This window comes from Pseudomonas frederiksbergensis (assembly GCF_035751725.1).
GTDB lineage: Bacteria > Pseudomonadota > Gammaproteobacteria > Pseudomonadales > Pseudomonadaceae > Aquipseudomonas > Aquipseudomonas frederiksbergensis_A.
In genome coordinates this window covers 818584-843778 of record NZ_CP142104.1, presented here as the reverse complement: position 1 = coordinate 843778, position 25195 = coordinate 818584, and the positions used below count along the sequence as shown (strand labels likewise).

16 protein-coding genes and 1 pseudogene are annotated in these 25195 nt (G+C 59.5%); 4 read left to right on the top strand and 13 right to left on the bottom strand.

From position 1 onward, the window contains the following. Positions 1–3: 3 nt before the first annotated feature. Complete coding sequence (locus VQ575_RS03695) at positions 4–837, bottom strand: oxidoreductase (protein WP_325919106.1); 834 nt, start codon at positions 835–837, stop codon at positions 4–6. A gap of 417 nt (positions 838–1254) precedes the next feature. On the opposite strand from VQ575_RS03695, the gene VQ575_RS03690 reads away from it, so the two are divergent. Continuing rightward, a complete protein-coding gene (locus tag VQ575_RS03690) occupies positions 1255–1527 on the top strand; it encodes a PIN domain-containing protein (protein WP_325919103.1) in 273 nt (90 codons plus the stop codon). Positions 1528–1716: 189 nt separating this feature from the next. Here VQ575_RS03690 and VQ575_RS03685 read toward each other — a convergent pair whose 3' ends face one another. The 4 genes from VQ575_RS03685 to VQ575_RS03670 form a co-directional block, all read right to left on the bottom strand. After that, entirely contained in the window at positions 1717–2292 is a 576-nt protein-coding gene (locus VQ575_RS03685; protein WP_325919100.1) for a hypothetical protein, read from the bottom strand. A gap of 112 nt (positions 2293–2404) precedes the next feature. After that, the gene (locus VQ575_RS03680; RefSeq protein WP_325919099.1) at positions 2405–3262 is read right to left on the bottom strand and encodes a PoNe immunity protein domain-containing protein; all 858 of its coding nucleotides are present in this window, start codon (positions 3260–3262) and stop codon (positions 2405–2407) included. Beyond that, complete coding sequence (locus tag VQ575_RS03675; protein ID WP_325919097.1) at positions 3259–12549, bottom strand: two-partner secretion domain-containing protein; 9291 nt, start codon at positions 12547–12549, stop codon at positions 3259–3261. Before VQ575_RS03675 ends, VQ575_RS03680 begins: the two co-directional genes overlap by 4 nt. 24 nt (positions 12550–12573) lie before the next feature. Next, the gene (locus VQ575_RS03670) at positions 12574–14280 is read right to left on the bottom strand and encodes a ShlB/FhaC/HecB family hemolysin secretion/activation protein (RefSeq protein ID WP_198726190.1); all 1707 of its coding nucleotides are present in this window, start codon (positions 14278–14280) and stop codon (positions 12574–12576) included. Positions 14281–14733: 453 nt separating this feature from the next. On the opposite strand from VQ575_RS03670, the pseudogene VQ575_RS27140 reads away from it, so the two are divergent. Together VQ575_RS27140 and VQ575_RS27135 are read left to right on the top strand one after the other, a co-directional pair. Next, positions 14734–15747: pseudogene (locus VQ575_RS27140) on the top strand (methyl-accepting chemotaxis protein); the annotation flags it as partial. Between the two features lie 42 nt (positions 15748–15789). Further along, positions 15790–16653 carry a methyl-accepting chemotaxis protein gene (locus VQ575_RS27135; RefSeq protein WP_411829962.1) on the top strand — a complete coding sequence of 288 codons (864 nt, stop codon included), beginning with the start codon at positions 15790–15792 and terminating at the stop codon, positions 16651–16653. 53 nt (positions 16654–16706) lie between these two features. Here VQ575_RS27135 and VQ575_RS03660 read toward each other — a convergent pair whose 3' ends face one another. From VQ575_RS03660 to VQ575_RS03635, 6 genes are all read right to left on the bottom strand, one after another. After that, the gene (locus tag VQ575_RS03660; RefSeq protein ID WP_325919093.1) at positions 16707–17126 is read right to left on the bottom strand and encodes a type II toxin-antitoxin system VapC family toxin; all 420 of its coding nucleotides are present in this window, start codon (positions 17124–17126) and stop codon (positions 16707–16709) included. Then, the gene (locus VQ575_RS03655; protein ID WP_045155075.1) at positions 17123–17368 is read right to left on the bottom strand and encodes a FitA-like ribbon-helix-helix domain-containing protein; all 246 of its coding nucleotides are present in this window, start codon (positions 17366–17368) and stop codon (positions 17123–17125) included. Before VQ575_RS03655 ends, VQ575_RS03660 begins: the two co-directional genes overlap by 4 nt. 71 nt (positions 17369–17439) lie before the next feature. Further along, positions 17440–17808, bottom strand: a complete 369-nt coding sequence (locus VQ575_RS03650) for a glyoxalase superfamily protein (protein ID WP_039592372.1) — start codon at positions 17806–17808, stop codon at positions 17440–17442. 124 nt (positions 17809–17932) lie between these two features. Further along, positions 17933–19405: an N-acyl-D-amino-acid deacylase family protein gene (locus tag VQ575_RS03645; protein WP_039592373.1), complete on the bottom strand. Its 1473-nt coding sequence runs from the start codon at positions 19403–19405 to the stop codon at positions 17933–17935. A gap of 1 nt (position 19406) precedes the next feature. Next, positions 19407–20267, bottom strand: a complete 861-nt coding sequence (locus VQ575_RS03640; RefSeq protein ID WP_325919092.1) for a MurR/RpiR family transcriptional regulator — start codon at positions 20265–20267, stop codon at positions 19407–19409. A gap of 21 nt (positions 20268–20288) precedes the next feature. Beyond that, positions 20289–21638 carry a GntT/GntP/DsdX family permease gene (locus VQ575_RS03635; RefSeq protein ID WP_045155072.1) on the bottom strand — a complete coding sequence of 450 codons (1350 nt, stop codon included), beginning with the start codon at positions 21636–21638 and terminating at the stop codon, positions 20289–20291. Positions 21639–21909: 271 nt separating this feature from the next. Between VQ575_RS03635 and VQ575_RS03630 the strand changes: the two genes are divergently transcribed. Next, a complete protein-coding gene (locus VQ575_RS03630) occupies positions 21910–23355 on the top strand; it encodes a SulP family inorganic anion transporter (protein ID WP_325919088.1) in 1446 nt (481 codons plus the stop codon). A 106-nt stretch (positions 23356–23461) separates the two neighbouring features. On the opposite strand, the gene VQ575_RS03625 is transcribed toward VQ575_RS03630, so the two are convergent. Beyond that, positions 23462–24379, bottom strand: coding sequence for a LysR family transcriptional regulator (locus VQ575_RS03625; protein ID WP_039592377.1), 918 nt, complete (start codon positions 24377–24379; stop codon positions 23462–23464). 42 nt (positions 24380–24421) lie between these two features. After that, the gene (locus VQ575_RS03620; protein WP_039592378.1) at positions 24422–25012 is read right to left on the bottom strand and encodes an NAD(P)H-dependent oxidoreductase; all 591 of its coding nucleotides are present in this window, start codon (positions 25010–25012) and stop codon (positions 24422–24424) included. Positions 25013–25195 lie beyond the last annotated feature (183 nt).

Genomic DNA, 25195 nt, shown 5'->3' with positions numbered 1-25195 from the left:
TGTTCAACCGTCAGTCGAACGGGTCAGCGCTTCCCATTGATCAATCTCGCTGGCCGCCCGACTGAGCTTGTCGCGCACCAGGTTCAGTGCATCGCTGCCCAACAGCAAATGCGCGGGCGGCGTCGGGCTGGCAATGATCTGCAACATCGCTTGTGCCGCTTTCCTAGGATCGCCCAGTTGCTTGCCGCTTTTCTCCACGCGCGCTTTACGGATCGGTTCAAAACTGGCGTCGTAGTCGGCAATGCTTCGAGCAGTGCGCTGCATCGAACGGCCGGCCCAATCGGTGCGGAACGAGCCAGGCGCAACGGCCGTCACGAAGATGTTGAACGGTAGCAGCTCCTTGCTCAGCGTATCGGAGAGGCCTTCGAGGGCAAACTTGCTCGCGCAGTAATAGGAAATGCCCGGCATCGTAATGGTGCCGCCCATGGACGTGATGTTGATGATATGGCCGGCACGGCGCTGACGAAAATACGGCACGAACGCCTTGGTCACCGCGACCGCGCCAAACACGTTGACGTCGAACTGGCGACGCATCTCCTCCAGCGGCGATTCTTCGAGGATGCCTTCGTGGCCGTAGCCGGCATTGTTGACCAGGACATCGACCGGACCGTAAGTGGTTTCGACCTCCGCCACTGCGCTATCGATTCGGTCGAACTCGGTGACATCCAGGATCACGCCATGGGCACGTTCCGTGGAAAGCGCTTCGAAGGCCTGCAACGCCGCCTCACTGCGCACGGTGCCGATGACACGGTAGCCCGCTGCGAGCGCCTCTTGCGCCAGGGCGTTGCCCAAGCCACTGCTCACGCCGGTGATGAAGAGGGTTTTTCTGTCGTGCATGGTGAACTCCAGATGGATAGGCAGGAAGCCATGGTAACGATCGAAAACTGACCCACCTATGCCGGTTTGCCTTGGGGCATTGCCTATTTCTATCAGCCCGTCATATGCCGGGCCGATCATTTGCAACGGCTGGATAGAGCTGCATCGCTTTCGTGGCGAGGGAGGTTGCTCCCTCGCCACGGTCTGCTCCCTGGTCATGACAATAGGCCGAATGGAATGACTCGACCCCGTTTATAGCCGCAAAGCGATGTAGGAAATTCAGCAGTTTAAAAGTCAAAGCTCCTACTTGAAGCTCAGAAAGCGCTGTCTTGTGGCACTTGAACGGGACGGCCTATAGTTCGTCGTCGCCCTAATGGCGACTCGGGTTTGGCGACTCGACAACGAGGTAGCTCCTTTCAATTGAATGAGGTCCTACCCATGAATCGATACATGCCCATCACCGGCATCGACTGCACCCCCGCCACGCTGCTGATCGACACCGAAGCCCCGCTTGATGTCCTCTTCGAAACCGCTGACTACCGCATCCGCACCGTGACCCAACTGCTGGAAAATATTGCGTTCCGCTCAGAGATCAGTTCCGACACACTGGTGCTTTCCAACTTTTGCAAAATGCTGACGATCGCGTTGCGCGACGGGTGTGATGTGATGGATGTGATTGGCAGGCGATTGCGGGCGCAGGCGGCGGATTAAATGCAAATGGCGCAGTTCTGAGAACTGCGCCATAACTGCGCCAAAATGTCCTCAAACAGCGCCAACACAAGCATGCCTTCGAGCACCGACGACCGAACGGAGGGAAAGGGATAGATTCATTTAAGAACTGAGCATACAGATAAGTCTGTCCCCCTTTCGCTTCCGGACCTTCTGCTTTTCAAGTCCGACTCAAAGCCCCTGGACGCTCGCCACAGGAATACGCTCCTGAGGTTGAGTGACATCGTAAACATGCTGCTCACAACCTGCCCCAATGATCACGAACTCCACCAGGTAAACCTTTTGCTTCTCGGGCTTGAAGGTGGAACTCATAGGGCCGCACGCATAAACAATTTTTTCGGCATAGCGGTAGTAGTTCGAGTCGTAGACCCGTGATTCACCGATCACTTCAATCGCCTGCCCGGGGTCAGCCTGCACCTCCAGCTGGGGGAAGCGTTTTACGGTGGCGCTGTTGGCAACCTCGTTCACTTTGGCGATCCAGCCGAATACCTTGCCACGACCGGAATCGACCACGGTTCCCAAGACCTCGGCACGTTGGTCTGCATCGGAACTGCGCCGCACGGAGAATTGGACCGGGTGGGTGAATCCTGTCGCCTTCATGATGATCTTGGCGTGTTCCGCGTCAGCGACGACCTTGGGTTGTTGCAACTGCACGCCATCCTTGAACAGGCTTGGCGAGGAGTCCCTGACGTTTGAATGACAGCCTGCCAGGGCCATGGCTAGAACTAAAAAGGTGGTTTTTTTCATGATTACTTCCCTGCAAAAATTTGAAAATGACCACAGACCGCCGAAGTACTTTCGACAAAAGCGCAATAGCGATGACCACGTTCTAGTAATCGATGACTGATTTGGACATTGCTTAACCTGAACGTCCTAACAACCTTGCCCACCATCCAGGCTTGGCGACTGGCCCAGGTGTTGGAACAGCTTCTTCACCGGGATGGAGTAAATCTCCCGGATAATGCTCATGTCCGATGCAGTCACTATCATCAAGCCCAAAGACTTTCACGGCGGCGACCGCCTCGAAACACCAACGACCAAAATAGCTTCCCATCTCAAGCGGATGTTTCACTGGATCACCATAGATGTACCACCACGGTTGCTGTTTGCCGCGCCGGTTCAACTCTGGATACCAATGTTTTACGAAAGCAAGCAACAACGTTGCTTGCTGCGCCTGCGGCGCGTCAATGGCCTTGAGCAGCCTTGCGTAGGGCTTGGCATGCAGGAGGTTCTCCCCAATCGGCCGCTCTGGTTGACGTGACGCCATGACTCGATCAAGCAGAACGTCCTGCCCGCCCTCGCCTATCAACGCAACCAAACGAAGCCACTGGTCGTCGGGAATTTCAAGAACGAGCGCCAGGCTCACCAACCAGAAACACCAGATATAGTGGTTTAAATTTGTGAGCTCAAAGGTCCAGTCTCGGCAAGTCTGGAGATTGTTTTCTGCGCAGATTACTTCGGAGGTGCGATTGGAGAGCTCCCAAGCGTCTAAAAGCCGAGCAAAAAAGCTGGCCATCTCTCCAACATCACCACCGCGGGAATACACCCTAATACTTGCACGTAAACAGTGCTTCGCGAAATTGAATGCGAACTGCGGTCCATACTCGGGATTCGCGGAAGGTTCTGCCAACATTAGATCCGCTCGCTCAATCCATTGCAGATCTTTTACCTGACGGTTGTCCCAATACTCTTTATCTCCCATCGGTGCACGAATCATGGAAGAACCCCGTTCAAAGTTTTTGAGGGCAATATCTTAGAAGTGTCTATTGATTTGACTTTACCACGCGCGTCCAGCACCTCGACCTCCGTGGAGCCATCGGGACGAGTCCTGACGACCCAAGTTTCAGTGCGGTTCGACCGAACAGCAGCTTCTACCTCCAAGCTCTGATCTTGTCCAACCGACCGTTCTAAACGATCACCACCAAGCGTCCACGCTATGGAGCCTTGCTTGCCATCTTGAGTATTACCTAGCCCTGATGACCCCGGTTTTTTGTTGTTACTAAGAAACTTGTATTCGATAACAACATAATCAACATCCGGGCGATCCACCTTATAAAGATCATCAATTCCCGTTTCCCCAACCCCTGGAACCCGTGCCAGCTTCTGTCCTTCTGGAACGATTTGTTGCACAGAACGCCCGCCAAACAAGTCACCCATGACGCTTTTCTGCTCGTTGGTTAACACTGCCAGATCCATCATCGGCTTGCCATCGGGACCAAAGATACCGCCACTTTTGATCAGCGCTTGCTCGGACGCTTCGTTAAGTATTCCGGTGAAGCGCTTCCCCACTGCCTCTGCAAGCTCACCTGTCAGGCGTGTCGTCGCCAACCCTGCGCTACCGGCTCCCGCACCGCCCAGACCGATGCCCACTCCCGCAGAAGTCGCAATAGCCTCATTCTGCCTCAGCACATCAGCGCCATACCCTTGCATGATATGCAGGGTGTCCAGATACCCCTTGAGCCTTAAGTCTTCAGGCAAACTTTGGACAGCCTCCACGGCAGCGGCAAATTGCCGTCCTCCACAACTCGGACAATTCACCGTACTCATCGCCATAAGTGCCGTCTTGGATCCGAAACTCGCCAGGTTCTCCACAGCGTTAGCAAAACCTTCGGCGCTGCCTTGGCCCTTTGCATTAAGTATTGCGGCCTGATTCTTTGGGTCACGCATGTAATGGTAAGGGTCAACCAGCTCAATGTACTTGACCAGATTTTCAACTGACTTCCTGTCTTTCATCAGCTCTGCCAAGCCCAGTCGCTCATTGTTATAGTCAGCCAGGCTCACCTGAAACAGATCTGTGCTTTTCAGCTGCGAAAGCTCCGTTCGAAGGAAGTTGGCGGCATCTGCCGTCTTGCCATCCTTCACATCCAGTACAGCATTCCATCCTCGGTCAACCATCGCTGCTGCGGTTCGCAAGAGCTCCATTCTCGCCTGTTCATCAGTGATGCCCTTTTCCTTCGCGTAACGACTGACTCGATCATCGTCTGAGGCGAACTTTATTTCGTCTGGATGCAACTGCCGGTTGTACTTCTCCACTCCCAGCGCAGTGCCACCGGCCACGACCGAACCGATCACGCCACTACCGGATCCAACCGTCGTACCGACGCCAGCAGCTATTAGCGAGGCTACGGTCTTTTGCTCCATTTCTGTCAGCTTGCTGCCAGCCAAAGCTTGCATGACGGACGGCAATAGAGCTGAGGCGCCCGCACCCAATGCCCCGCTCTGCACGCTACCACTGGAAAGCCCCATCGCCGCTCCCGCCAAGGCATGCAACATGACGCGCGCCGCGCCGCCTTCCGCCCAGGCGGCCTTGGTCACGCTATCGATGTCCTTACGGTTTTTCTGTTCGTCGGCAAAGCTGCCAATTCTGTTGAATATGTCGCTGGACGTTGTATTGGCGACGATGCCAACAGCTGTGCCGCCCGTGGCTCCGCCAAGACCTGCGGCAATCAAGCCAGAGGCGATATCAGCCATCAGTTTCTTATCACCGCCTACCTGCCAGCGGGCGGCTTCCAAACTGGCCGCTTCCGCCGCCCGGGCGGTTGACTCGGCAGCCGGCGAACCGGCATTGGCTTGATCCTTTGCCTCCTGCCCAAGCCTCTTGGCCTCATCCGCCTTAGCCTTAGCGACCGTGCTGATAACACCGCTGGCCAGTTGCGCCGAGCTTTGAATCAGGTCGATACGCTCCTGCATGGCCTCTTCATCAGGCTTGTCCAGCTTCTGATTGGCGTTGGCGGTATCGCGGTTCAGCCCCACCAGGTCAGCCGCGCCCTCGGGATTACGAACAACGATCGTGCCTTCGCTGACAGCACTGCGGGTGTAGCTGTGATCTTTGTCCTTAAGGGCTACTGGGATGCTGCCGCCGAATGAGGAGCCGCCAACATTGCTGCCCGAGATGGAAATTCCCGCCGATTGGCTCTCGATATTGCTGCTGTTCTTGATATCGCTGACGAGCAAGCGATCCGTGCTGAGGCGGTTTTGATCCGCGAGCGCCTCACTGGCAATCACAGCGCCCTGCAGGGTCGTGGTTTTACCCACATGGATGTCGTAGCCACCGGCACCAGCGAACAATCCGCTCTGGTCGGTCACGGCCTTGTAGTCACTGTTCATGTTGGCGCCGGCAATATTCGCCGAACCCGCGACCATGGAGCCGTAGCAGAACGGCGGAACGCAGATGCTCGCTCCGATCCCCCCGCTGCTTTGCTTGCTTTTCGACGATTCGGTGTCCTGGAGAGAAACAATATTCAGGTTGCCACCAATCGAGGCCTTGATGGTGTCCGCGCGGACCTGTGCGCCTTCGAGGGTAGTGTCGCGACCGCTTTGCAACAACAGCGATCCAGTTTCCAACGTGGTATTGACCTGAGTGACGGACTTGCCGTTACCCATGTTTTTCGCACCTTGGGCCCCCAGATCGAGGGTGAAGCCGTTTTGCTCCCCAATGTTGAAGCTGGCACCAATGGCCGTTTTGTTGCTCGACCCGTCGTTTTTGCGATCAACGGTGTCCTGTGCACTTTTCAGCAGCACATCATTTTTAGCCAGCAACAAGGTGTTTTCAGCCTTCAGGCTGCTGCCGGTTATCTGGATATCACCCAGGGTTCCCGCCGCGTCCCCCGTGGCAACAATCGATAGCTCTTGACCGGTATTAAGGGTGCTTTGCTTCGCCGTCAGGCTGTTGTACTCGCTGCTGCTTTTGCTGCGCGTATTGGCCAGCTCGGTACCGATCTTGATCAGTGAGCCATTGCTGGGGGTGCCGCCTTGCTTGTTTTTGAACCCGGAGCTCTGCCCGTTGGCATCCGAGGCCTGGCCACCCAGGTTGTAAAACGCAAGCGCAGCCTGGGCGATTTTTACTGCCTTGAGTCGAGGGTCATCGGCATTCTTCGCAGCTTTGGACGCGTCGCGAATAGTCCTTGCGGTGTCGACGATCGCACCACCGATGACCCTACCCACTGCCAAGCTTTTAGAGCTGTCCTCAGTGGTTTGCCGCGCGGTTTCATCACCCGCGGTGATGGTCACGTTGGAACCGGTAAGCGCCATATCCTTGGTACTGACCAAATCACTGGCCACCACACTCAACTCACGCCCAGCCGTAAGCGTCACATTGCCAGCACTGGAGCCAACTGTGCTGCCGGTAAGCGTGGTTTCTGCAGCCGTGCCGTTGTGCTTCTGACTGTTGATAAACAGATGCTGATTGCCCGTCATGTCATCCAGGCCCAGCTTGTTACCAGTCAATACACCTGTCAGGTCGCGATTCTTTTCCTTGTGCATATCAGTGCGCGAGAAGGTATTTTTCGCCGCATCGATGGTCAGGTCGCGCCCGGCCTGGACTGCCAGATCACCGGTACTGACCAGGGACGAGCCCGTCACTTTCACATCTTGGCCGCCCGCGACGGTGACCGTCTCGCCTGAGACCATGCTGCCCATGGCAGTCGTGCGCTTCTCATCGACCTTGTCCTGGACTTTGCTCGACTTGAACCCACCCCAACTGCTTTTGCTTTCCTTACGCTCATGGCGGGCGCTGTCGGAGTCGGTCACGGCAAGAATCTGTACGTCCTTGCTGGCGACCAATTTCGTCGCGCCTTTCTCGGAAGTCACGGCGCTACCTGCCAACAGCAGGTTTTCACCCGCCACCAGCGTGCTGTTGCCGCTGGAACTGACCAGGCTGCCCACATGGGTGGTGCTGCCCGTTTCATCCAGCCGGAATTTCTTCCCTGAAGAAGACTTCTTGGTCTTGCTGTAGAAGCTGTAGTCCTGATCCGCAGCGGCCTTGAGGTCAAGGTTCTTACCCGCCACCAGATAGGCTTCCCCCCCGGCATTGACCGTACTCGCCACCAGCGCCAAATCCTGCCCCGCGCTCAGCGTCGCATTCCCGCCCGCCTTGAGCGCGGTGGACACCTGCTGAACATGATCCTCGATGCTCTTGACCTTCTTGCTCTGGCCATACGAATGCTGTTCATTCGCCGCTGGCCCCAAGGTCAAGTTCTTGGTAGCGACAATGGCCAGGTTCCGCTTGGCTTCGACCTGGCTAGCGACCACGTTGAGGTCACCGCCCGCAGCGGCCTGAAGATCCCGCCCAACCGTAACGCTAGAACCGTTCTGGGTAATGGTCTGGTCTCGATGTTTGCTGCCCTGCGTATGGCTGTCCACCTGCTCGGCGGCGGTGATGTTCATATTTCGGGCAGCACGCAATGTTGTGTCATTGCCGCTCTTGAGCACGCCCCCCTTGTTGGCGATATCCCGCCCCGCCCCCATTGCCAGATCATTGCTCGCCTCGATCCGCGCCGCACTGTCGGCAAAGTCACGTTGCTCGGTCTTGTAGCCCGTGCTGCTGGCATGCCGGGTGATGGTGCGTTCATTGGCCAAATCACCGGCAACGGCAACAACACTCACGTCACGCCCAGCAATAACCCCACCCGCCCGGTTAGTCAGGTTATTACTCGCCAACGCATCCAGCCGACCACCCGCTTCCATCAACCCACTGTTGACCAAGCTGTCGCCCGCCGTCGCCCTCAGGTTGCTGGACGCACGTAAAGTGCCCGCATTGTTCAGGTTTTTACCGGCAATCAGGCTGACGTCTGAGCCCTGAATCAGCGCACCATTCGGCGCCAGACGATTGTTGGCCTGGGCCAGATAAAGCACCGGCACCAGCACCTGTTGATTATTCACCGTCCGGTTTTCCATCCAGACGATGTCATGGGTCAGGGCCGCAACCTGTTCGGCGGTCAGGCTGACGCCCAGGGACAGGTTGAGACTGTCCTTGCTGGCGATGGCATTGTTCATCAGGTACTTGAACATGCCGTCGTCGGAGGTCTGACCGTCGAGGAAGCGCTGGCCGGTGCGGGCGATCACCGCTTGTTGGATCAGGCGTTGTTCGTAGAAGCCGTCGCCCAAACGCTTAGCGGCGACGTCGGGGTCGTAGCCCAGGTTGCTCAGCAGGTAATCCGAGCTCATGAAGCGACGCATGTCGGTCAGCGCCGGGTTGGTCTCGATCAGGTATTTTTGCGGGTTGGCCTGGAACGAACGGTCCGGCAGGCCACGCACTTGCGTCAGCCCCGCACCTTGGGTCGGCGTGGTCGAGCCGTCGCCGCTCATGCGGAACAGGCCGTTTTGCCCGGTGGGCAAGTCAAACCCCGGCAGGGCCAGCGGATCGACCTGTTGCTGGGTCAGGTTCGGCGGTAATTGTCGATTGATGTTGATACGGGTCGAGAAAACATTGTCAGCGTCGGTGTCGGTACGCGGTCCGGCGCCAACATAATTGTAACCGCCGCGCACGACACGGCTGTCGGCTTCGCCCTGGATACGGACATCCACGGCTCCGCCGGCCTGGATGATCGCAGCATAGGTCTGGTTATCAGTGGTGGCTGTTTGAGTGCCAAACTGGGTCAACTCATGTTCGGTCATGCCGATGAAACTGCTCATCGCAGCTTCAAGGCCGGTCAGCTTATTGGGATCGTAAGCTGGGCTTGCGATCCAGTATTTGTTGGTGAAGTCATCTGCGGCAGAGCGCCAGTTGCCTGGATTACGCGTGCGTTCGGACCTGAAGGTGCGCGAGGTTTCAATCTCACCGGTCTCAATGCCGATGTTATCCAGCTTGAGAAGATTGGCGGTAAACGCACCGCCGACCCCCAGGCTGCTGCTCCGGTTGGTCAGGGTGTCGCCCTGGATATCCAGGCTGCCGCCGGTGGTGATACTGGAAGCCGCGCTGGCCGAGGTAACTTCGAACTTGTCGCGCTGGATAATTTGCCAGACGTGGTTTTCCTTGCCGCCGCTGCAATCACCGGCGTTGTACCCTTCGATGCAGGCCACTTCCCTGATCGAGGCGGTGTAGATGCCCGCGTCGTGGGTGGTCAGTATTTCGCGGACGTTGTCGATCGTGCTGGCTGCCAGGCGCATGTTGCCGTCGCTCTGCAGCGAGCCGGAGCTGTTGAGGATGCGGCTGACACGGGTGCCGAGGCCGTCGCGATCAATGCTCAGGTCACCCAGGCTATAGATATCGGCATAGCGGTTGGTCAGGCTATTGACGCGCAGGCTGGTATTGCCGCCGCTGAAGATCAAACCGTGTTCGTTGAGCAAGTCGCCGGTGGATACGTCGAGCGCGCCGGCACTGCCCAACGTGCCGTAATTGTTCACCGTGGCGGCAGTGATGCTCATGTCCGCCGCTGAGGTCAGGCGACCGTAGCTGTTGAGGACGCCATCGACCACGACGGTTGTGTTGCCACCGCCAGCGATGCTGCCGCCTTGCTCCAGATCGATCAGCGCGGCCTTGAGCCCCAAGGTGCCGAGACTGCTCAAGCGACCGTTGCCTGTATAGGCGCCGGTCAGTTGCAGGTCGATCGCACCATCGCTGCCGACCAGGCCGTCTACACGCCAATTGTTGCCACGGCCCACCATGCCATTGGTGCTGAGCAACTGGCCCGTGGCGGTCTGGGTCAACTGATCAACATCCACGACCAAGTGCCCGGCCTGGATCGCCGTGTTGTTGGTCCAGCGATCAGCCGTCACCGTCAGGTTGCCGTAGGTCACCAACTGACCGCCGGCCTGCCCCAGGTTGGCTTGGCTGATGCCGAACAATCCCAGGCCAGTGTGCAGCAGCTTGCCACCCACGTTCTGGACGCTGCCGGTGTTGAAGCCCACATCATTACTGGCGGTTTCCAGGGTGCCGTCGTTGTTATCGAACAGGCCACCGATCTTGAACACCGTGGTGCTGTTCTGGCCCAGGGTGCGCAGTTGGCCTTTCTGGTTGCTCAAGCTGGCGGCCAGAATGTCCAGGCTGTCCTGGCTTTCGATGATGCCGGCGTTGTTGTTCAGCGCACCCGAAAGGTCAAAGTCGATACCACTGGCGCTGACCTGCCCGCCGCCGCTGTTGTCCATGTCCCGGCCAGAGATCCAGACCTTGCCCGTGGCGTATATCCCGCCGTTGCGATTGTTGATGTCCGCCGTCGCGTTGGTAACCACGACATCGCCGGCTTGCGCAGCGATGCGTCCGCCGTCGTTGAACAGCCCAGCCAAGGCTCGGATGTTGAGTCCTTGAGCCTGGATCGTGCCGCCCTGGCGGTTCACGTCATAGCCGTTTTTCAGCACACCGGTGGTGCGTGCCTCCAGCGCCGCCTTGACGCTGGACAGCACGCCGCCACGGTTGTCCAGATTCGTCGCGAAGACACTCAGCTTGGCGTCCTTGGCGATGATGCTGCCACCCTGGTTATCGATGTCGTCGGATACATCCACGGTGACCAGGCCCTCGCCTTGCAGCGTGCCCTTGGCGTTATTCAGACTGGCAGCATCGAACTCGACCTCGGCAGTACGGCTGGCGATCAGGCCTTTTTCGGCGTTGTTGACCGCGCCGGTGGCGCTGACCAGCAGCTTGCCATTGGCGGCGACGGTGCCTTTGTTGCTGTTGTCCAGGCTGGCGGTGCGCACGGTCATGACGCCTTGGCTGGATAGCTCGCCGCCCCGGTTATTGATCGCGCCGGTGTTAGTGATGTCGAGGTTCTTGCCGGCCATGACCAGGCCGGTCAGGTTGTCCAGGCTGTCGAGGACCAGGGTCGCGCTGTTCAGGCTCGACAGTTCACCGGCATTGTTTTCCAGATGGCCCAGGTTGGCCGTCAGCAGGCCCTGGCTATTGATCAGGCCGCCCTGGCTGTTGAGGACTTGATCGGCGCTCAGGTGCAGTTCGGTGTTACCCAGGATCCGGCCTTTATTGCGGTTATCCACAACGTTGCCGGTGACGGTGGTCTTGCCCTGACCACTGAGCGTGCCGCCCTGGTTATTCAGCGCAGCGGTGGTCGTGACATTCAGGTCGCGGCTGGCGATGACGGTTTTGCCGGCGTTGTTCAACTGCTTGGCGGTGAGGGTGACATCACCCGTGGTGTTGCGGCTGTTATCGGCATTGACCCCGGCCTCGACAATGCCGTTGTTGGTCAGCGTGCCGCCGCTGTCCAGGTGGATGCTGTCGCGCGCCACCAGGTTTTTCTGGCTGCTCAGGTCACCTTGGGTCTTAACTTCGAGTCGGCTTCCGGCGTACACGTGCTCCCGGGCTTCGAGGCTTTTGGCCTGGATATCGACCGCTCCGGCAGCCGCCGTCTCGGCCAGGCTCAAATGCCCATTGGCATCGAGCTGGATATCACCGCCACTGGCGACCATCTTGCCGTCCAGCTTCACCCCGACACCCGCCTCGGTGCCCACCAGTTTGATAGCGCCTGCGTACATGCCGCCCAGCGCCGAGGAGTCGATCGCCAGTTCCGGCTTGGCACTGCCGTCATCGGCGCGGGCGGTGGCGTTGAGGGTGTCGGCGTTGACGTCGTTGCGACCGGCCACGATCGTCAGGCTTTTCGCCTGGATCTCAGCGTTGATCTTGGCGCTGCGGGTGATGATTTCGAAACGGTCGACATTGCTGGCGTTAAAGCCCGCGCCTTCAATGGCCACGCTGCCCTGATCCACTTGGTAGCGGTTCAACTGGCCGTTCTCGATGATCGGCTTGCCCGTCGTCAGCGTCGCCCTCGGCGTATTGATAAAGCCACATCCGTTACATGTGATGCCATGAGGGTTGGCGACGATGACGTGGGCCGATTGCCCCGCGACTTCGGTGTAGCCACGCAACTGGCTGGGGTTGCCACCGTTGACCTCATTGAGGATGGTCTTGGCGGCCGAGCCCTTGAGGTTCGGATTACCGAGGATGATCCCGCCCAGTTGCGTGGCCTGGGCAGGGTTGGTGGCGTTGTTGAGGATCACGCCGTTGCTGCCGACGTTGTAGTCCTTGAACTGGTTATGAGACAGCCCACTGCCGTTGGGCTTGGCAATGTTGACGACGGGCACACCGTTGCCCGCCTGACCGAGACTGGTGCCCGGCGCGCTGACCACGATACCGTCGGCCTGGGCCCACAGCGGTTGCCAGAACATGACGTTGGCCAACAGGAACGCCAGGCCACGCTTGGGCATGCCCCAGAAGGCGTCGCGGTTTTTCAGGGCAGCAGAGGGCTGGCGGGCCAGGAAGGCGTATTGGCGGTCGTCCATGATCAGGTCTCTTTGCAAACAGAATTAGATGGATACATCCACGCGGAAGTAGATCGGCGCTTCGCGCTCGGTCAGGGCGTCCGGACGTTCCAGGGAGTGGGCAAATGTGACGCTGGCGCTCAAGTGCTGGCCGCGGGCGAACAGTTCCAGCGAGTTGCTCGACATGCGGCCATGCTGGTCGCCGTTGTAGCGATCGCCCCGAATCACGCCCTGGTCGTAACCGAGGCTGGTGCCGTACTCGGCGAACACCGGACGCAGCCACTCCAGCGTCACCGGACGGCTCCAGCGCAGGTCGTTGCGCCAGTAGCCGCCGCTGTCGCCGGACAGCGTCTGGTCCTTGTAGCCGCGGACCGAAGACAACCCACCCAGGCTCATGCGTTGCGGGCTGAATAACGCGTCCTCGCTGCGCTGGCCGGTCATCAGGCTGCTGAAGCTGAAGGATTCGCCGCCCAACTCGAAGGACTGCAGGTAGCTGAGGGTGGCCGTGTATTTGCGGTATCGCGCATCCGGCACGCCAGGCCCAGGGTCGCGGTCGCCCTGGGCGTCGAGGGCGCCGATACCTTTTTGCAGGCCCAGGTCGAGGTTGACGAACGCATTGCCGATCCGCCGCCCATGGTTGATGCCGAACTGCGCCTCGCTGATGCGATTGCTGCTTTCGGAGAGCTTGCTGTCTTCGATGAAGTTGTTGGTACGCAGGTAGGAAAGGCCTGTGTTGAGCGAGGTCTTGCTCACCGCGTCACGGTGGACCACCCGTTCCAGGCGCAACTGATGGTTCTGGCTGTCGCCGCTCTGCTTGAAGTTGAAGCCGTTGGCCTGGCCCAGCGCGCGATACTCGCTTTGGCTGTAGGTGTAGCTCAGGTTCCACCAGCCAAACGGCAGGTTGTAATAGAGCATGGCATTGCGGGAAGTCTTCTGATGGTCGCTGATGGCATCGTGGCCACCGCGCAGGGCCAGTTGATCGGCAAGGCCCAAGGGACTGTCCCAATCGAAGGCGGTAGCCCATTGCTGCTCGCCGGTACTTTTTTGCCCATCGTTATGCCGTGACAGGCCGACGCGCCAAGGTTTTTGCGAGGTATTGCTGACCAGCACTTCACTGCCGCCGATATTCTGTCCCGGCGTCAGCTCCATCCGGGCGCTGTTGGAGGGCAAACGGTTCAACTGATCAACCATTTGCTCGATGTCCCGCAAGTTGAGCAATTCGCCGGGCTTGCCGGGAAAACTCATGGCCAGTTCGCGCTCGGACAAGCCACTGCCCTCGACGCCCTTTAGTCCTTCAAGCCGTCCCTCGACCACCAGCACCTGCAGATGCCCACTGGACAAGTCCTGTTGCGGCAAATAGGCACGGCTCGTGACCAGGCCCTTTTCCAGGTACGCATCGGTAATGGTCTTGAGCAACTCGTTAAGCTGCGGCACGCCCAGGCATTGATTGATGTAGGGGGCGAGCAAGCGTTGGCGCTCACGCTCTGACAGGGCATCGGCGCCCTTGAGTTCGATGGTCTTGATCGGGAAGCAACGGTTGTCGGTCGGCGCGACGGGGGCTTGGGGTGTGGCGGGTTTGCCCGGTAACTCTTTGAGCTGTTCGAGGCGCCGGCGCTGCTCTTCGAGCAGACGGTCCTGGCGCTCGCGGATCAGATCCGTGTCGCCGGGGGTCGGCGCGGCGACGGCAATGTCCATCGCCAGAAAATACAGCGACGCGACGACAAGCCTTGTCCCTAAGGCATACACGGACATCTTCGATCCCTCGATACAAAACGACAGCAAAATTGCGGCGCAGGCCAAATCGGACAGCCTTCTGCGCGCACACCAGACCCTGCAGATCGCGTTCGGTTCAGAAATCGGACATTTTTTGACTCAAAAAAGAGACATGCCTCACAGGACACGTCCGAAATCACCTCGCTGATGAATACTTTTCGAAGAGAGCAACAAGCTGAACCGCATGAACTTTTCTTCACCCCACGCCTTCATGCAATCCGATACAGTCCCCTCGCTCATTCAAGAAACTAAGGTTTTAGCCCGCTCTCCCGCGGGCTTTTTTTTGCCTGTCATTTTTCGTCCCGGTAAAAAAATTTTCAGATTCAGGGCCAGCCGCCGATACAGCTCCGTTAAACGTTTTTGCTGGCTCTTAACAACAACAATCTTCCAGCCAACCGACGATAAGCAGCGCAACGTTCCTGGAGGAATTTGATGAATAGCTGGTTTGGCAACATTAGCGTCAACATGAAACTGGGCCTGGGCTTCGGCCTGGTGCTGGTACTGACTTGTCTCCTGGCCCTCACCAGTTGGACCAGCCTGGGCGGTTTGATCGACCGCAGTAATTGGATGAGCGACATCACTCAGCTCAACGCCGGCCTGACCAAGCTGCGCGTCGTTCGCCTGCAATACATGCTGGCCAACGGTGACGAGACCGTCGCACAAAATGTGCAGACCACCCTCGATGGTTTCGTCGCGCAACAAAATGCCCTGCTTAGCAGCTTCAAAAGCCCGGCAAACGTCAAGCTGCTCAAGGAGCAGAGCGCGGTCATCAGCGCCTATCAGGTGTCGCTGAACAAAATGCGCAGCGCCTACCGCACTGGCAACGCCGCGCGGGACGTCATGAGCACGAACGCCGAGGCAGCCTACAAGCTGATCGAAGCCATCGATTCCGATGTAAAGCAATTGGCGATCAGTGACGAGCGCTTCGCCCAGTTCCAGGCCATCACCCAGGCCAAGCAGGCGTTCATGCTGGCCCGCTATGAAGTGCGCGGCTATACCGCCAACCCCAACGCCGATACCGAACGCAAGGCCTTCGCTCAACTGGATGTCGCCATCGCTTCGCTGAAACCGCTCGATGAACATTTCGCCAGCACCCGCCAAGGGGAGCTGCGCCAGCTGGAGTCGACCCTGGTCCAATACCGCAGCGCCGTGCAGGCCTTCAAATTGGCCACGGCCGACGTCGTGCAGGCGCGCAAGGAAATGACCGACCAAGGCGCGACCATCGTTTCCCTGAGCGAGCAGCTGTACCAGATCCAACTCGACCGTCGCGACGCTGAAAGCGCCCAGGCCCGCACGCTGCAATTGGTCAGCACCTTGTTGGCTTTGTTGGTGGGCATCATTGCCGCCGTGGTCATCACCCGCCAGATCACTCGCCCATTGCGTGAAACCCTGGCGGTGGTCGAACGCATCGCCGGCGGCGACCTTTCGCAGAACGTCATCGTCACCCGTCGCGACGAGCTCGGCGTCCTGCAGCAGGGCATCGCTCGCATGGGTGTGACCCTGCGCGACCTGATCAGCGGGATCCGCGATGGCGTGACCCAGATCGCCAGCGCCGCCGAAGAACTGTCCGCCGTGACCGAGCAGACCAGCGCCGGGGTCAACAGCCAGAAAGTCGAGACCGACCAGGTCGCGACCGCCATGCATGAGATGACCGCCACGGTCCAGGAAGTGGCGCGCAATGCCGAAGAGGCCTCCCAGGCCGCAGCCGCCGCCGATGGCGAAGCCCGCGCCGGCGATCAGGTGGTCAGCGAAGCCATCGCTCAGATCGAACGCCTGGCCAGCGAAGTGGTGCGCTCCACCGACGCCATGAGCGTGCTGCAACAGGAAAGCGACAAGATTGGCGCGGTGATGGACGTGATCAAGGCCGTGGCCGAGCAGACCAACCTGCTGGCGCTCAACGCCGCGATCGAAGCGGCACGGGCCGGTGAAGCAGGGCGTGGTTTCGCCGTGGTGGCCGACGAAGTCCGTGGCCTGGCCCAGCGCACGCAGAAATCCACCGAGGAAATCGAAGGCCTGGTGGCCGGGTTGCAGAACGGCACCCAGCAAGTGGCTGCAGTGATGAACAACAGCCGCAATCTCACCGACAGCAGCGTGGCCCTGACCCGCAAGGCCGGCGTTTCATTGGAAAACATCACCCGCACGGTGTCGAACATCCAGTCGATGAACCAGCAGATTGCTGCCGCCGCCGAGCAACAGAGCGCCGTGGCGGAAGAGATCAGCCGCAGCATCATCAATGTGCGCGATGTGTCCGAACAGACCGCCGCTGCCAGCGAAGAGACCGCTGCGTCCAGTGTTGAACTGGCGCGCTTGGGTGGTCAGCTGCAGCAGATGGTCAGTCATTTCAGGGTTTGATTACGGAAACGCCCGTTTCCAATGGAAACGGGCGTTTTGCATAGCGATGCAGCTCAAGCGTTCCAGGGATTGATCACTTCAATTCCAGGAAACTCGAAGTCTCTTATATTGCGAGTGGCAATCGGAGCGCCGTGAGCCCGGCAAATAGCCGCTATTTGCGCATCGGCCATACCCGCCGCCTTACCCTTGGCCTCACACGACGTAACAAGCGTTGCGTACTCAACAGCCGCATGGGCATCAAAAGATAAAATCCTGCCTGCAAAATCCTCTTCAAAAATTGCCATCGCATGGCATTCGAGCTTCTGCTTTCGCTTGCCGAAGGGCAGCCTGGCTATACCATTAAGAATTTCCGCTACCGTAATAGCGCAGATGACCAGATCCATCGCTGGCTGTGAATCGACCCAAGTCAGAACTTTTGTATCCGGTTCAATGCGCATGAATTCGGAAATCACATTGGTATCGAGGATTATCATTCAGAGAAATCCACCGCCTTTGCTTTTTCGTCACGGGACGGTAGGTCAAGCTCAACGCCCCCCAGGGCCCGGAACCTGTTTCGAATACGACTTCCCAATCCTTTCGCAGAATTAACCGTGGCCAGTGCGCGCCCCAGGATAAGACGAGCCTCTTCCTCCATTGAATGACCATTGTGAGCCGCAGCGATACGCAGTTGCTCTTTTATTTGATCATCTAGATTTCGAATCGTGATACTAGCCATAACACCACCGCAATCAATGAAATCATTGACTGCAAGATTAGGCGACGAGTCTTCGAATTGTCCAGCCGCCGTTACACACTGATCGCATTGGTAAACACCAACCGATTCCCGAACGGATCCATCACGGTCATGTCCTGGCTACCCCAGGGCATGGCCTGGATCTGTGGGTGGGCGTAGCGGTATTGCTTGGCGAGCAATTGCTGCTGGAAGGCTTCCAGCTCATCGGTCTCGATTCGCAGCGCCGAGCCCGGCGTGCAATCGCCATGGTGCTCGGACAGGTGCAGCACGCAGTCACCACGGGAGACTTGCAGGTACAGCGGAAAGTCATCACCGAAGCGGTGTTGCCAGTCGACGGTAAAGCCCAGGAAATCGACATAGAACGCCAACGCCTTGGTTTCATCGAAGATCCGCAGGATCGGAGTGGTTTTACCGAAGCTCATGGGTTGCTCCCTGGCTGAAAAGTCCCAGTTTAGATGGGTTGAACTTACTGCTTCGGCTTTATATCCGGCTTCTTTAGTGTCGTAGTGCCATTATTGTGGCGCCAATTAACCCAATATCAACCGCTTATACGCCCTTCGTTGGACTAAAACCCCGACGCAGATCGCCTTCGCGCGCCAGGAAGCGCCCCTCACGAAGTCCGTTCGCCTGACCGTCGCAATAGCTCAGGGCACCGTTGACCCACACGCCATCAATTCCTTCGGCGGGCCGCTGAGGCTCGTTGAAATCGGCCACGTCGCGAACGGTTTGCGGATTGAACAAAACCAGGTCCGCCCAGTGTCCTTCACGGATTTCGCCGCGGTCCTTCAGGCCGAAGCGCGCAGCTGAAAGCCCGGTCATTTTGTGCACGGCGGTGTGCAAGGGAAAAAGTCCAATGTCTCGACTGAAATGTCCGAGTACCCGTGGGAAAGCGCCCCACAAACGCGGATGAGGAAAGGGGTCTTCGGGCAGGCCGTCGGAGCCGACCATCGATAACGGGTGCGCGAGGATTCGTCTTACGTCGCTTTCATCCATGCCGTAGTACACCGCGCCTGCCGGTTGTAGGCGACGTGCTGCCTCCAAGAGCGACACGTGCCATTCGGCGGCGATGTCCATCAGGTCTCGACCGCCCATGTGCGGATACGGTGTCGACCAAGTAATGGTGATGCGATGGGCATCGGTCACTTGCTTGAGATCAAGCGTCGAGGAGCTGGCCGCGTAGGGATAGCAGTCACAGCCGACAGGATGGGTTTTGGCCGCGTTTTCCAACGCCGCGAGCACCTGCGGACTACGCCCCCAATTACCGGCACCTGCACATTTGAGGTGGGAAATGATCACCGGGCTCTGTGCACGGCGACCAATCTGGAACGCCTCGTCCATGGCTTCCAGAACCGGCTCGAATTCACTGCGCAAATGGGTGGTGTAGACCGCGCCGAACGCTGCCAGCTCTTCGGTCAGTTGCATGACTTCATCAGTGGAGGCGCAGAATGCATTGGCGTAGGCCAGACCGGTCGACAGGCCCAGCGCACCGTCCTCCAGGCTTTCGTGCAGTTGCCGACGCATCGCGGCGATTTCTCCCACCGAGGCCGTGCGCAACAAATCATCCATGTGATTGCTGCGCAACGCCGTGTGCCCGACCAACGCGGCCACATTGACCGCCGGCGTCGCTGTTTCCACCGCCCGGCGATAATCGGCAAAACGCGGATAGGCGAACGCCTGGGCCGTGCCGAGCAGGTTCATCGGGTCCGGCGGATCTCCCCGCAGGCTCACCGGCGACGCACTGATACCGCAGTTGCCGACGATCACCGTGGTCACGCCCTGGCTGAGCTTGGGCAGCATCTGCGGTTGGCGAATGACCACCGTATCGTCGTGGGTGTGCACATCGATAAAACCTGGCGCCAGTACGCGGCCGGCGGCATCGATTTCTGTGATCGCCAGGGCACCGTGCAACTCACCGATGCGTTCGATGCGACCGCCGTGGATGGCAACGTCGGCGCAGTAGCCGGGCGTGTCGCGGCCATCGATGACCAGCGCATTGCGGATAAGCGTGTCGTACAGCATGTCAGTCTCCCAGCGGCAAATGGTCGTCGCCGCCGCGGTAATCGTCGAGGGCGAGTTTGACTCGCCGCAGGCGCTCTTGATTGTCTTCGGGATGGGCCAGCGCCAACTCGGTGGCGAGTACGTCGATGGCCAGCAGCATGCCGTAGCGCGCCGCCGTGGGTTTATAGATGAACGAGGTTTCGGCGCCTTGCAGGGGCAGCACGCAGTCGGCCAGTTGGGCCAGTGGCGAGTCGGCGCGGGTGATGGCCAGGATCGCCGCGCCGTAGCTGCGGGCCAACTCAACTGCACTCAACAGCTCCGGCGTGATCCCGGTCAGGGAACAGGCGACAACCAGATGCTGGTTGCTCAGCGAGGTGGCGGTGATGCGCATCATCACCGGGTCGCGGCACGCGGCAATGGGGTAGCCGAAACGCACCAGCCGCACCTGCAGTTCCTCGCCGCATAGCGCCGACCAGCCACCGAGGCCGAACGCATGGATCATTCGTGCCTTGCCGATCATCCGCACGGCGTCGCCGAATCGCGACTCTTCGAACCCTGACAGATGCTGGCGCAGGGTCGCTTCGATGTCGCCGACGATCTGTCCATAAAACGCCGACTGTTCCGGCGCGCCGGCCGGGTCGAGGAAACGGCTGCCGACGCCGCTGGCCTGGGCCAGTTGCAGGCGCAAATCCCGCAGGTCGCGACAACCGACGGTACGGGCGAAGCGCGACAGGGTGGCGCTGCTGACTTCGGCACGCAGGGCCAATTCTTCCAGGCTGGCGGAGGCGGCAAATCCTACGTCGTCGAGCATCAGCCGAGCGATTCTTCCTTCGCCGGCGCTGAAGGAATCTTGGCGGGAGCGGATCTGGTAGAGGATGTCCATGACGGCTCCTTGCAGTGGCGGTCAAAGCACGCGCGCAAGCCCTAGGGTCAGGGCGAACGCGACCAGGGATATCAATGTCTCAAGCACCGTCCAGGTCTTGAACGTTTGGGTGACGGTCATATTGAAGTATTCCTTGATCAGCCAGAAGCCGCCGTCGTTGACGTGGGAAAAGATAACCGACCCGGCGCCGGTCGCCAGCACCAGCAGTTCGGGATGGGGATAACCCAGGCCGATCGCCACAGGCGCGACGATGCCCGAGGCCGTGGTCATCGCCACCGTGGCCGACCCCGTGGCGACGCGCATCAGTGCGGCGAACAACCAGCCCATGACCAGCGGTGACAATTGGAATTCCTGGGCCAGGCCGACGATTTGCTGAGTCACCCCGGCGTCCACCAGGATCCGGTTCAAACCACCGCCAGCGCCCACCAGCAAAGTGATGCTGGCGGTCGGTGCCAGGCATTCGTTGGTGAATTTGAGGATCGACTCACGGTTGAAGCCCTGGGCCAGGCCGAGGGTCCAGAAGCTGAGGATGGTCGCCAGCAGCAAGGCGATCACCGAGTTGCCGATAAAAAGCAGGAACTGGTTGAACCCGCTGCCCGGCGTGGAGATCAGGTTGGCCCAGCCGCCGATCAGCATCAGGATCACCGGCAGCAGGATGGTCCCCAGGGTCACGCCGAAACCCGGTAGGTTGGCGCGCGGTTCACGGTCGAGGAATTGTCGCTCCAGCGGATTTTCGGCCGGCAGCTGGATGCGCGGCACGATGAATTTGGCGTACAAGGGGCCTGCGATAATCGCGGTGGGAATGCCGATCAGGATCGCGTACAGCAAGGTCTGCCCCACCGAAGCCTGGAACGCCTGCACCGCCAGCATCGCCGCCGGATGCGGCGGCACCAGCGCATGGACCACCGAGAGCCCGGCGACCATCGGCAGCCCCACCATCAGGATCGACACGCCCACACGCCGGGCGATGGTGAACGCGATGGGCACCAGCAATACAAAACCGACCTCGAAGAACAGTGGCAGCCCCACCAGGAAGGCAATGCACACCATCGCCCAGTGGGCGTTGCGCTCGCCGAAGCGTTCGATCAGCGTCTGCGCCATGCGCTCGGCCCCGCCGGACTCAGCCATCATCTTGCCCAACATCGTGCCCAGGGCCACCACCAGCGCGATGTGCCCCAACGTCTTGCCGACACCGGCCTCGTACGCCCCCACCACGCCCGAGGGCGGCATCCCGGCCAGCAGCGCCAGGCCAATGGAGACCAGGGTAATGACGATGAACGGATTGAGCCGATAGCGCGCGATCAGGACGATCAGCGCAATGATGGCGATGGCCGCGTAGACCAGTAGCCAATATCCGAAAGCAGGTGCCATGCGTTACTCCTCGAATGGGGTCACGTCGATGTGTTGTGAAACTCATAAATCATTTCGACGAGGAATCTTCAAACCCACTGAAAGTAATTTTCGCGCACAGGTAAAATTTGTCGCGGACGGACATCGCGACACGGCCGTGATGAAAATCCGGCGCAAGATTTTCATCGTCCTCGTGGCTGGCAGCCCCGCACTCAATTCCGTACCATCGGCCCCTGTTTTTTGCACCATTCCCCGGCAGCCGACGCTCCACCGGCGCCCAGTCAGGTAAACCATGAAACCAGCACGTCTTCGCGCCGACGCCCTCGCCGGCCTCACCACCTCTTTCGCCTTGCTCCCCGAATGCATTGCCTTCGCCCTGGTGGCCCACCTCAACCCACTGATGGGGTTGTACGGCGCGTTCATCATTTGCACGCTGACCGCTTTGTTCGGCGGTCGGCCCGGGATGGTGTCAGGCGCGGCGGGGTCGATGGCCGTGGTGATCGTCGCGTTGGTGGTGCAACACGGTGTGCAGTATCTGTTGGCGACCGTGCTGCTGGGCGGGCTGATCATGATGGCGTTCGGGCTGTTACGACTGGGCAAGCTGGTGCGCATGGTGCCGCACCCGGTGATGCTCGGCTTCGTCAATGGCTTGGCCATTGTGATTGCGCTGGCGCAACTGGAGCATTTCAAGAACGACGGCGTCTGGCTCAGCGGCACCCCGCTCTACCTGATGGGTGGGCTGGTGGCGCTGACCATGGCCGTCGTCTACCTCCTGCCGCGCCTGACCCGCAGCGTGCCGCCGGCCCTTGTGGCGATCCTGGGCGTTGGCCTGGCGGTCTATCTGCTCGGCCTGCCGACCCGGACGCTGGGCGATATGGCCCACATCGCGGGCGGCTTGCCGACCTTTGCCTTGCCAGACATTCCCTGGAACCTCGAAACCCTGCAAATCGTCGCGCCCTATGCGGTGATCATGGCGATGGTCGGTTTGCTGGAAACCCTGCTGACCCTGAACCTGACCGACGAAATCACCGAGAGCCGTGGCTATCCGGACCGTGAGTGCGTGGCGCTGGGTGCGGCCAACATGGCCTCCGGCCTTTTGGGCGGCATGGGCGGTTGCGCGATGATCGGCCAGACGATGATCAACCTCAGCTCGGGCGGGCGCGGGCGGTTGTCGGGGGTGGTGGCTGGGGTGATGGTATTGCTGTTCGTGCTGTTCCTTTCCCCGCTGATCGAGCGCATTCCGCTGGCGGCGCTGGTGGGCGTGATGTTCGTGGTGTCGCAACAGACATTCGCCTGGGCATCGTTGCGAGTGGTCAATAAAGTACCGGCCAACGATGTGCTGGTGATCATCGCGGTGACCGTCATCACTGTGTTCACCGACCTGGCCGTCGCCGTGCTTTGCGGAATCATCATCGCGGCGCTCAACTTTGCCTGGCAACAAGCCCGGGAGCTGTACGCCGACGCGCACATGGAGGCGGACGGCAGCAAGCTTTATCACCTGCACGGCACGTTGTTCTTCGCCTCGACGACTCAGTTCCTCAATCAGTTCGACCCGGCCAACGACCCGGCCCTGGTGACGGTCGATTGTCGTCACTTGAGCTTCGTCGACTACTCTGCCATCGCCGCGTTGATGACCCTGCGCGATCGCTACAGCAAGGCTGGCAAGCATCTGCGCGTGTTCCATCTGTCGGAGCGTTGCAAGCGGATGCTCAAGCGCGCGGGCGTGCACCACGACTGACAAGACGCCGACACAAAACCCGTGGAAGCAAATGTCTCTTTGACTACATCAGTGACGGGACGAGTATCGAGAACCGGTCCTTGCCCAAATCACTCAAGCCTTGAGGTCACGAATCAGCCTTGAACTCCCGCGAGGCGTATTCGGCGAGCTTGCCCTGGATAAAGTCCAGGAAACACTGGATCCGCAGGGCCAGTTGGGAGTTGCGGTAGTACACCGCGTTGATGGGCTGGCGGTAGCCGCTGTTGGCGTCGGCAAGCAGCACCTTCAGCCGACCGGTTTGGATGTCGTCACGGGTCATGAAGTCCGACAGGCAGGCAATGCCCTGCCCTTGCAGGGCCAGGTGACGCACCGTTTCGCCGCTGGACGCGCTGATGGCCGGCTGGATCGCCCAGCGATCACCGTGCTGATGACGCAGCGGCCACTGGTTGAGCCCGTCGTTCTGGGCAAATCCCAACAACGAATGCTCGACCAGCTCGGCGACGCTCTTGGGCGTGCCACGTTGCTTCAGGTAAGTCGGGCTCGCCAGGATGTGCAACGGACTGCACCCCAGCGAGCGGGCGTGCAGTGTCGAATCAGTGAGGGTGCCGATGCGGATGGCGACATCCGTGCTCTGTTCGAGCAAATCGATGATCAAGTCGTTGCTGTTGAGCTCCAGCTGGATATCCGGGTAGAGCGTGCGGAACTCGTCGATGTGGGGAACGATGGCGTGGAGCATGAACGGCGATGCGGCGTTGATCCGCAGGCGCCCGGCGGGATTTTTCTGGCGAGACGACAGACGCTCTTCCAGTTCATCCATCTGGTCGAGAATGCCCTTGGCCTGTTCAAAGAAATACTTGCCCTCTTCGGTCAAGTCCATGCGCCGCGTGGTGCGGTTGATCAACGTGGTGTCGAGCTTTGCCTCCAGCCGCGACAACGTGCGACTGACCGCCGAGGGCGTCTGCCCGACTTGCTCGGCGGCAGCGGAGATGGATCCGCATTCGATCACGCAGACGAAAATCTGCAACTCGTCGGATCTGGCTTTCACAAATGTCCTCTCGCTTTCAGGCAAGTCCCGATAGTAGCCGGATTACCGCGAAAGGCCGAACACCTCGATCAAATGCCGCTCATACCGCGCCACATCTTCCTCGATGTTCGGGCGCTTCATCACGTCTACGCACAGGAAGGTCGGCAGGCCAGTCATGCCAAGAAACTGATTGGCCTTGTGGAACGGGAAGTACACGGCGTCCACACCCTTGGCTTCGAAGAAGTCGCTCGGGTCGTCGAAGGCTTGCTGCGGGGCGTTCCAGGTCAGCGACAACATGTACTGCTTGCCCTGCACCAGGCCGCCGCTGCCGTACTTTTGCGAAGCATCGGAACGCGTGCGGCCGTCGCTGGCATAGAGGCTGCCGTGGCCTTCGGTGAAAACTTCGTCGATGTATTTCTTCACGGTCCATGGGGCCCCCATCCACCAGCCGGGCATCTGGTAAATGATCACGTCGGCCCAGAGAAATTTGGCGACTTCTTCCTTGATGTCATAGCCACCGTCGATGAAGGTGGTTTTCACATCCAGGCCGCCACGGTCCAGGACGCTTAGCGCGGTGTCGTGAAGGGTGGCGTTATAGCGACCGTCGGAATGGGCGAATTGTTTGCCGCCATTGAGAAGCAGGACTTTTTTCATCGGGAGCCTCATCGGTTCCAAGGCGGGGCCGCTGGGCCGACGCCAATGGAAGATTGAAAATGATGGCGGCAGAGTACCGATGCACTTCGCAAGAAATAAGCACTGCAACGACAAAACTGTTTTGATCAAAACGCACGAATAAGCGCCTTATTGTTGCCGTAAGATCTTCCGCACCTTCCATCC